This is a genomic window from Microcystis sp. M31BS1, from assembly GCF_020245285.1.
In the GTDB taxonomy this organism is placed as follows: Bacteria; Cyanobacteriota; Cyanobacteriia; order Cyanobacteriales; family Microcystaceae; genus Microcystis; species Microcystis panniformis.
On sequence record NZ_JADBVE010000003.1, the window covers coordinates 1 to 9483 of the forward strand.

A 9483-nucleotide genomic window follows, 5' to 3' on the forward strand; every position below is an offset into this window, starting at 1 on the left:
GGCATTTTTGTTGATGGGGAGTTAATCGGCATTAACGGGCGATCGGCCCATCCGATTCTCTCTAACTACATCTACGAAGACGGTACAAAACCCACAGACGCAGAAGAAATCCAACAGATGAGAGCGGTTAATTGGGGCATTCCCCTTCATACCCTATTAACCTACATCCGTCCCGAAATCCTCAGCGCCTATAACCTACCCCTACCGCAGGTGAACCCCGATATAGAAACCACCGCCCCTACTGACTATATCGCCGAATTAGAAGCGAAAGCGAAGGGTTTCACCGTGCGGATTGATAGTACGAGCGGTGGAAACGGTAGCGGTGTCATTATCGCTAAAGAAGGGAATATTTACACGGTTTTAACCGCAGACCATGTATTATGTGAGAACAAGGAAGAAAGTCAAGATGCTGCAAGTGAACCTTGTCCCGATCACACCTACACCGTCGTCACCAGCGACGGCAAAACTCGAAACATCGAGAAAAGCACCATCATCCGGCAGAAAGGGGTAGATTTAGCAGTTTTTCAGTTTGAAAGCCGAGACAATTATCCCGTTGCGGAAATAGCGAATTATAACCCAAATACCGGTGATTTTGTTTTTGCGGCAGGCTTCCCCAAAATTGGACAAAATCCCTCGAAATGGTTGTTTAGTGGCGGTGCAATTCTCGATAAAGAACGGGGATTACTACAAACCCGCCAAAGTCCTTTAAGGAATAAACAAGGGGGAACATTACAAAGTGTTGCTTCTTTAACCGAAGGCTATGAATTAGTTTATACCAGCATCACATTTGGGGGCATGAGTGGCGGTGCAGTCTTAGACTCTCAGGGGAGAGTAATAGGGATTCATGGACGTTCAGAAGGAGCAGGGGTAGGGAAAATTCAGTTAGGGTTTAGTTTAGGGATTCCCATTAGCACTTTTATCGGATTGCAAGAAAGATTGAAGGTAAAACCGCAATTATTAACCACTGCTCAACCCCAAGTTAGTCCGCAACAACAACAAGAAATTATTCAAGCGATTACTGGTGTTATTGTTCCTAATACCAATGCGAAGGCGGATATTTGGATAGAAAGGGGGGGACAATTATGGCGGTTAGGGAGGTCTGAGGAAGCAATTAAAGCCTTTGATGAGGCGATTAAGCAAAATGACCCCGATAATGTCTATTTAGCCTGGTATGGGAAGGGATTAGCGTTAGGTGAGTTAGGTAAAGCTCAACCAGCTATAGAAGCTTTGCAACAAGCGATTAATACCTTACCTAAACGGGAAGATTTAAAGAACTTTCACAGTAGTATTTTACAACGGCAAAGTGGAGTTTATCGCTTTTTAGGTGACTTCTCAACAAGTGCTGGTAGAGAAAGAGAAGCCAGAGAAAATTATGAGCAAGCATTAACGGTGATTAATCAGGCGATTTCTCTGGTTCCCAATAATCCCAATTACTATAACGAGAAATACGGAGTATTAGATAAATTAAAACGCTATGATGAGGGATTAGCGGCGATTACTCAGGCAATTGAGCTCGCTCCCCGTGCTGCTTGGTATGTCAATCGGGGGAATCTTTACTCTGACCTACAAAAATACGATTTAGCATTAGATGACTACAACCAAGCTATTGAACTTAATCCTAATCATGCTCAAGCTTACAACAATCGTGGGACTCTTTACGATGAACAACAAAAATACGAATTAGCTTTAGCTGACTACAACCAAGCTATTGAACTTAATCGTAATTTTGCTATGGCTTACTACAATCGGGGGGGTCTTTACCAAGACTTGGGGAAATACGATTTAGCCCTCTCTGACTACAGCAAAGCCATTGAAATTAATCGTAGTTATGCTGAGGCTTACTACAATCGAGGGAATCTTTACAAAGACTTGCAGAAATACGATTTAGCCCTCTCTGACTACAGCAAAGCTATTGAAATTAATCCTAATTTAGCTGAGGCTTACAACAATCGGGGGGGTCTTTACCGTCTCCAAGAAAAATACGATTTAGCCCTCTCTGACTACAGCAAAGCTATTGACATTAATCCTAAGTTTGCTGAGGCTTACTACAATCGGGGGATTCTTTACCGTCTCCAAGAAAAATACGATTTAGCCCTCTCTGACTACAGCAAAGCTATTGACATTAATCCTAATTATGCTGAGGCTTACCAAATTCGGGGGATTCTTTACTTTTACCAAGAAAAATACGAATTAGCTTTAGCTGACCTCAACAAAGCTATTGACATTAATCCTAATTTTGCTATGGCTTACAACACTCGGGGGGTTGTGTATGCCCTAACAAGAGACTTTCCAAAAGCCCTTGCTGATGCCGAAAAAGCATCAGAATTATATCGTCAACAAGGGAATGAAGCAGGTTATCAACAAGCTCAAAAACTAATCAGCATCATTCGCCAAAAAATGAGTAAAAATTAGAGTCCGTAGGTTGGTTTGAGCGAATAAATAGGTTAAAGAAAACCTCTCAATTCTCAGGAAAAGCGAAACCCAACACCCAACACCTAAATCTGTCTGAATCTTTTTGTTGGGTTGCCTTGGGTCTATAGTTGGGTTTCGTGCCTCAACCCAACCTACTTTAGCTAGTAGGAGGAAATAAAACTGGCGATAAAAGATGGTATGAAAAAAACATTCCCATCGCCGAAAAAAGATTTGAAGCCTATTTAAAAACCTTAACGGAGCAAAATCTATGATTACCTTTGATGAAGAAATGGATAAACTGCCCTCTGAAAGAAGGGCAAAAATTGAAGCTAAAACCCAAGAACTTTTACAAGAAATGCAAATCATTGATGAACTTCTTCAACGCCTAGGACTTGCTTCAGAAGAAATCACGGAAAGCGAAAGTGAACAGCCCTGTTTCTCAGCAAAATCGGATGATTTAAAACAACATCTTACCCTAGAAAATTTAACCAGTATGATGAGGGAATTAGGGGGAGAATGGGAACTTACCCTTAAATTTCCTGAGCAACAAGTGATTAAATTAAGTAGTGAGCGCCCGTAGTTTTTAGGTTGATTTGAGCGAATAAATATGCTAAAGAAAACCTCTCAATTCTCAGGAAAAGCGAAACCCAACACCCAACACCTAAATCTGTCTGAATCTTTTTGTTGGGTTTCCTTGGGTCTATTGTTGGGTTTCCTTACGTCAACCCAACCTTGTATGATGATTAGCGGCTAATTGATCGGCAATAAGAGACTCCCCCGCTCTTTGAAGGCTTGAAATAGCCAAGTCTTGAAGTCTTTGTCAAAAATTAGCTTATTTTTTCGAGAAATTACTGCATTTTTAACATCCATTCTACCGCCCGTTCATACAGTTCTAAATTACCAGTTTTTATCAAAGCATTAGCGGCTTTTTGCAAATAGTTAAGGCTCGCTACTCGACTACTAGGATTTTTATCGTCGTAGGTGGCAAGCGCCAAATTATAATAAGCTTCGCCATAATTTGGCTGATAAGTAATTGCTAATTGATAATCAGCGATCGCTTCCTTCTTATCGCCTATTTTTTCCTTAACTAAACCTCGATTATAGTAAGCTTCAGCATAGTTAGACTGGAGAGAAATAGCCATATTTAAATCCTCCAAAGCACCGGCATTATCTCCCAAATCAAAGCGAATAACTCCCCGGTTATTATAGGCAATAGGATTATTGGAATTCAAGCTAACTGCCTTATCTAAATCCTCTAAAGCACCCTCCTTGTCCCCAGTTTGTCGTCGAATAATACCACGATTATTATAGGCGATCGGATTCTCCGATATTCTCGGTGTTACTTGTACATTATCGGGAATAGTAGCGGTATCGGTGCGTGCATTTCCCCGATTGCTATACGCTGTCACATCGATAGGATTAATGCTCAAAGATTGCAGATAATCTGTAATCGCTCCTTGGTTATCTCCCACGTCAGCACTACTATTACCGCGACTATAGAAAATTCTCGCATCACGGACTTTTTCTAGGAATACATTATAATCCTCGATCGCTCCCTGTTTATCCCCTTTTTCAAAACGCGCATTAGCCCGTTTATGATACCCTTCTGGATCGTTAGGATGGGCAACTATATAAGTAGTATAATCTCTTTCGGCCGCAGCAAAATTTTTCAGAGCAAAATAAGCATCTCCCCGGGCTTGAGCATGACAAGAGACATTATAATTAGGACGAAAATCGGTTTCTCTGGAGTTATAAAAATAATTTCTGTCGGCAGATTCTCGGATATTTTCGCTACAGACAGATCGAGAAGTAAAACTAGGTGTATTAATCCCATCATCTTGGGCTAAGGCAATATTATAATTATCTACTGCCTCCTGATAACGCCCCAATTTATACAGCACTAACCCCCGATGATAGTTAGCGGCTGCATCATGACGATTTCGTGCCACTGCCGCAGTAAAATCCTCTAAAGCTCCTGCGTATTCTTGATATTTATTGGCTCGCATTAACCCACGATATACATAGGCTTTTGCGTCTTGGGGTTGCAGATAAATTGCTTGGTTATAATCTTGAATTGCCCCTTGATTATTGTTGAGTCTTAGGTGAGCATAACCCCGTTTAAGAAATGCTCTAGAATGGGGAATTTTATCGTAGTTGGGATTAATACGGATAACAAGTGCTAAATCTTTGATGGCTCCATTATAATACTCGATCGCTGTTTGATACCCTTGGGGGGAATTAGAAGATAAGTTGGCTAATTCTACTTCCTCGTCAGCGATTTCAAGTTGTACTCTGGCACGGTTTTGATAACTGCTAGGAGCATTCTTGGCTAAAAATAGTTTGGGTGAGCATTTTAAAACGATTTTATAATCCTTAAAAGCCTCTCGTTTTCCCCCTATCTTTTCTAAAGCTATAGCCCGATTATAATAGCCTTCAATTAGATCGGGTTTGTATAAAATAGCCAGATCATAATCTTTGATAGCCTCTGCATAATTTCCCCACCGAGAGTATAGCTGTCCTCGATGATAATAGCCGCGATAATTTTCAGTTTCATAACCGATAAAACGCTGATAATAATCTAAAGCCAAGGATTGATGATCGAGCAAAGACGCAACACTTGCTAGGTTAAAGTAAACTTCACTTTCATTGGGATTATATTTAAAGGCTTGCCGAAAATCTGCTTGAGCAGCTTCTAATAATTTTAGCTGATGCTGCTTCCTTATTGGCCTTTCTGACTCAATAAGGGGTGTTTCTTCCTCAATAACAGGGATTTCCTCAACTATAGTTTTTTTTTCCTCAATAACAGGGATTTTCTCAACTATAGGCGTTTCTTCCTCAATAACAGGGATTTCCTCGGCTATAGGGGTTTCTTCTTCCTCCATCGCCATGGCTAACTTTAACTTACCTCTTTGATAATAGGCTTGAGCTAGTAACTGTCGATCTTTGAAGGCGGGAGCATTATAATTACTGTACCAAATGTATTGACTGAAATCATCGAGCGCACCGTTTCGATCGTTGATTTTTTCTCGCGCCATTCCCCGTTGAAGATAAAGTTTAATCGTACCAGGATCGCTAGGATAGACTCGCAGAGTGGCTGAATAATTAGCAATTTCTCTTTTAAGAGCATTAGTATCAACTTCTTCCCTAGAAATAACGGGACATTGTAGGTTTTCTACTGCTTTAACTGAGCTAACTTCTAAACCCAATAATTCCCAAAACAACAGGGGAGACAATAAAAGTATTTTTCTAAAAAGCTTGACATTTAAACTATTTTGTGCGGGGGGGGTAATGGCTTGCGCTGTCAGGGTTTTAGTGATTAAGGATTGTTGTGGCATGATGATTAAAAAAATTTGGCCTAAATATAATTTGGTAATTTAATTATAACTGAACTTCTCCCGTATGAATATATTAGCCATGGCTAAAAGTCTTACAGAGCCTATGCTAAAGCTGGGTAATTTTAATGTACTAATGAGAATGAACGTCTGAAATCCTTATTTTCCTGAGAAGCGCCATGGAGTAAGGGTATCGTTGGGCAGCTTAACTAATACATTAGTTCTGTCTAGGCTGGCTACGATCGCTCGCTGCCGGTCGGCACTTAAGGGCAAGGTTTCCACTTTCCCCGACTGGCTCCTGAATCCTCACCCCACCAAGAAACATTTTCAGCCAACCCTATTTAAGAGCCAATTTTAAAGGCTTCTAGAAATAAACTATAGGTGATACCAATTTTGAGTAAATTGAAAGATTCTCGCAGAATCGGTGCAGGTTTAGCCTGAGAACTTTTTCGGTAAACAATCCGGCTAATCGCCTCCGTAAACAGCAGCAATAAACCAGCAGCCGTGACATCCCATTGAGCAGTTTGACCAGCAGTGGTGACAATTGCTTGCCCAGAAAAAACTCCAAATAAAACACAAATTATCTGTAGGGAAATCCGTCGCCAAGGATTACCAAAAAAGCGATTAAATCGACTGCTGGTGACATTAGCCAGCGTACTTAAACGGGTGCGTTGCATGGCCATATTTATTTAGAAGTAATACGGTTAAGAAGCCACAAAGAAGTAACAATACCAGTAAAGTGAGCGAGAATTGTATTAGTATTGGCCTGCACAATTAACAGGTCAACAGAATTAACAAACTGACTGGGGTTAGAGGCAACATTAAAAGTACCTTGGGGAACATTGAGGGATTTAATTAAGACAATTCCCGCCAAGGCTTGCGCTCCCAAAATAGTTAAAAACATCCCGATAATATTAGCGATTAAACCCTGACGGATTAACTGAATAGTATCGGATTTTTTCGGGCGACTATCTTGATCACCTCTCAACATTTGACGGGCAATTTTCATGTAACGAGAAGAAAAGAAAATGGCAACCACCAAGAAACAAGCCCCACCAATAGCACACAAAACACCGATTTCAATGCCAGAAGTGCGTTGTCTCGTCCCTAATAAACTAGCGGTAGCAATGAGTAATAAAACCCCCGAAATTACGCCCAGGACAATCTGCGTCCAAAAACCGATTCTTCCCTGACGTAAAAGGATATTAGCAGCTCGTTGGACGGCCGGAGGCAAGGAATAAAGATCAGAATCTCTAGGGGTGGATATATTGGTAATTTCTGATTGTTTGTCTCTCATCGGGGTTAAGCTAGGGATTGGGTACATCTGGTCTTGATCTATTTTCGTCTTTTTTTTTGCCCATGGCTAGAGATTTAATAAACCTCTGGCATAATTAATTTTTCAGGGTTCAAAGACGGCAAAAATGATGATTAAATGGTCTAAAATCTGTAAATAGACCATTTAATTGATTGTTATTCATTCTTAATTCTCCTGACTACTGGCTACTGACTCCTAACCCTAACAACAATTTTTGATTTTTACAAGCGGTCTAATTTTGACACTGACTGGCTATCTGTTTAGCTTCCACCTGTAAACGCTGGGCCATGCGAAACATTTCTTGGCCGGTGTGGAGAGAGCGATCATCGTAGTTAAGGGTAAAGGTTTCCAATTCTTCGAGTCCGTCAGTGAGATGATTGAGACAGTAGTAAAGAGAAGCGGCCACTTTGGCCATTTTGGCAGGGTTAGGCCGTTGGCAAAAGAGGGTTTTAGCTCGATCGAGATTTTGGCGACAGGTTTCTAGATAGTCTTGAAAAACAGCCATCAACTGATCATCGAAGGGATCGGCGGATAGGTGATCGATCTGACCTTTGAGAGGTCGGATAATTTGACCGATCAGGCGATTAATCGGGCTATAGGTCTGGTTATACCACTGTTTGACTAGGGCTTCGTCTTCCTGGACCGCTTCTTTGTAACGATGGTAATTTGCTTGGGCGGTGGCAGTGCGTTGGGCGCGGGGAGAATTGGCGATTATTTGGTTATCGTAGTCCTTTCTTAGTCTCGGATCGCTTAAAATCTCGTAGGCGGCGTTAATAGCGACGATTTTATCGTGACTGGCACTATCGTTTTGACTATCGGGATGGAATTGTCTGGCTAAACGCCGATAGGCCCGTTTAATCTCGTCAGGGGTCGATTTATGGCTGATTTCTAAGGTCTGGTAGTGGTTGCCGGTCATGAGCGCAAGCGATCGATCTGTCTTTTATTATTATCGACTATGGTTAACGCAGCGCAGAAGGAGAATTGTCAGTGATCAGTGATCAGTGATCAGTGATCAGTGATCAGTGATCACTGATCACTGATTTAGACAAAAGGATTGATTTCAGGGATATCCTCGATCGAGGGTAAGTCTATTGGGCCCGATCGCTCTTGTCTAAGATAATAGGGACAATGAAGCTGACAATCGGGACGATGGGGAAAATCAACTAAATCATTTTCGTATGCTGATAGATAGCGATCGAGATCCTTCAATAAACGGCGCAAATCTCGCCCTGTCTGTTGGTGTAGTTTCCGATTATAGTTAAAAGTAATTTGTTCGGGGCTGCGGGGTAACTGCACAAACCAATAGGTCATCGATAAACTATCAAGAGGATAAGCAGAAGTTTCTCCCAAAACATACAGATAAAGTCTCGTCTGCCAATTTTTGGCTAGTTTGTCGGCATCGATCGGTTTTAAGTAGGTTTTCCAGTCAAAAATTACCGCTTGATCGCTCTCTAATAAAATTAAATCATAGATAACCGTTAATAAATAATTACCCACAGTTAAACTGCGACAATGTTCCGCTTCTCGATTGGTTTCTCCCGGATTTTGGGCAATTGCTGGGGCCGCTTTTAATAGGGCCGTTAAACAATGTTCTAACTGTTCATTTTCCCGTAATAGAGGCGCGATCGGCAGCCCTAATTCCCGCTGCTGTAATAATAGGTGAAACTGACTGCCCCATTCTTGCCGCTGCAATTGCCCAGGGTCAGCCGGTGTGTTAAGTTCCTCTAGATAGACTTTTTGAAATCTGGGTGGACAGGTTTCCAATAGGTTTAAATGACCTTGGGCAAGACGGTAGATCTTAGGCATAATAGGATTATCGTGAATAAAACAGCAGTTAGCCTATTATCGAGAAAACGGGTTCCTTTGAGAAACCCGTTTTCTGTATAAATGTTAATTTCTGTTACAGGGGTCTTGAAAAATTGGGTATTGTTGAGCTAAAACTGTTAGCAATAAACTTTTGCTGTTAATGTCATGACTTCTTCTCTTTTGTCGATTCTTCCTGTTGTTGACGATGTTTTGTTCAATTTCGCTCAATCTGACGGTTTTTGGGCAAATTTTGCCATCGCTTTTGGAGCAAGTTATGATGTGGTTAAGGCGACGCAATTACGACAACAGTGGCAAAGCCGAAATTTTAGTCAAATTCCCCCAATTGAGGTACTTAGTGGTGAGGTTTTGGGGACTGCGAATGGTGCATATTCCAGCAGTACCAATAAGATTTATCTATCAGCATCTTTTTTAAATACGGCTTCCTCAGCAGCGATAATTAACGTAATTTTAGAAGAAATTGGGCATTATGTGGATGCTCAAATTAATCAGGTGGATAGCGCCGGAGATGAGGGAGCAATTTTTGCGGAGTTGGTGCAGGGAAATAGCTTGGATGTGGCAACCTTAGACGCTTTACGAGCAGAGAATGACCAGACAACA

At 41.3% G+C, this 9483-nt stretch carries 8 protein-coding genes and 1 pseudogene; 3 read left to right on the forward strand and 6 right to left on the reverse strand.

Features of this window, described 5'->3' with window-relative positions:
• A partial coding sequence (locus tag IM509_RS00125) for a serine protease (RefSeq protein ID WP_272079459.1) occupies positions 1-2412 on the forward strand: 2412 nt, incomplete at its 5' end.
• A 268-nt stretch (positions 2413-2680) separates the two neighbouring features.
• Complete coding sequence (locus IM509_RS00130) at positions 2681-2992, forward strand: hypothetical protein (RefSeq protein WP_045356360.1); 312 nt, start codon at positions 2681-2683, stop codon at positions 2990-2992.
• A gap of 268 nt (positions 2993-3260) precedes the next feature.
• Here IM509_RS00130 and IM509_RS00135 read toward each other — a convergent pair whose 3' ends face one another.
• The 6 genes from IM509_RS00135 to IM509_RS00160 all read right to left on the reverse strand — a co-directional run bounded on the left by IM509_RS00135 (position 3261) and on the right by IM509_RS00160 (position 8865).
• The gene (locus IM509_RS00135; protein WP_185237001.1) at positions 3261-5747 is read right to left on the reverse strand and encodes a tetratricopeptide repeat protein; all 2487 of its coding nucleotides are present in this window, start codon (positions 5745-5747) and stop codon (positions 3261-3263) included.
• A 156-nt stretch (positions 5748-5903) separates the two neighbouring features.
• A complete protein-coding gene (locus tag IM509_RS00140) occupies positions 5904-6026 on the reverse strand; it encodes a hypothetical protein (RefSeq protein WP_260441208.1) in 123 nt (40 codons plus the stop codon).
• 59 nt (positions 6027-6085) lie between these two features.
• On the reverse strand, positions 6086-6427 hold the full coding sequence (locus IM509_RS00145; protein WP_002768596.1) for a DUF565 domain-containing protein: 342 nt from the start codon (positions 6425-6427) through the stop codon (positions 6086-6088).
• 2 nt (positions 6428-6429) lie between these two features.
• A complete protein-coding gene (locus IM509_RS00150; protein ID WP_002768594.1) occupies positions 6430-7041 on the reverse strand; it encodes a DUF3611 family protein in 612 nt (203 codons plus the stop codon).
• 250 nt (positions 7042-7291) lie between these two features.
• Complete coding sequence (locus tag IM509_RS00155) at positions 7292-7975, reverse strand: J domain-containing protein (protein WP_052275770.1); 684 nt, start codon at positions 7973-7975, stop codon at positions 7292-7294.
• Positions 7976-8100: 125 nt separating this feature from the next.
• Complete coding sequence (locus IM509_RS00160) at positions 8101-8865, reverse strand: PD-(D/E)XK nuclease family protein (protein ID WP_185237002.1); 765 nt, start codon at positions 8863-8865, stop codon at positions 8101-8103.
• A 165-nt stretch (positions 8866-9030) separates the two neighbouring features.
• On the opposite strand from IM509_RS00160, the pseudogene IM509_RS00165 reads away from it, so the two are divergent.
• Positions 9031-9483 (forward strand): annotated as a pseudogene (locus IM509_RS00165) (Calx-beta domain-containing protein); the annotation flags it as partial.

Coding starts and splice junctions, on each gene's coding strand:
- IM509_RS00135 (WP_185237001.1), bottom strand. CDS start 5,747: ATGCCACAACAATCCTTAATCACTAAAACCCTGACAGCGCAAGCCATT.
- IM509_RS00150 (WP_002768594.1), bottom strand. CDS start 7,041: ATGAGAGACAAACAATCAGAAATTACCAATATATCCACCCCTAGAGAT.
- IM509_RS00130 (WP_045356360.1), top strand. CDS start 2,681: ATGATTACCTTTGATGAAGAAATGGATAAACTGCCCTCTGAAAGAAGG.
- IM509_RS00160 (WP_185237002.1), bottom strand. CDS start 8,865: ATGCCTAAGATCTACCGTCTTGCCCAAGGTCATTTAAACCTATTGGAA.
- IM509_RS00155 (WP_052275770.1), bottom strand. CDS start 7,975: ATGACCGGCAACCACTACCAGACCTTAGAAATCAGCCATAAATCGACC.
- IM509_RS00145 (WP_002768596.1), bottom strand. CDS start 6,427: ATGGCCATGCAACGCACCCGTTTAAGTACGCTGGCTAATGTCACCAGC.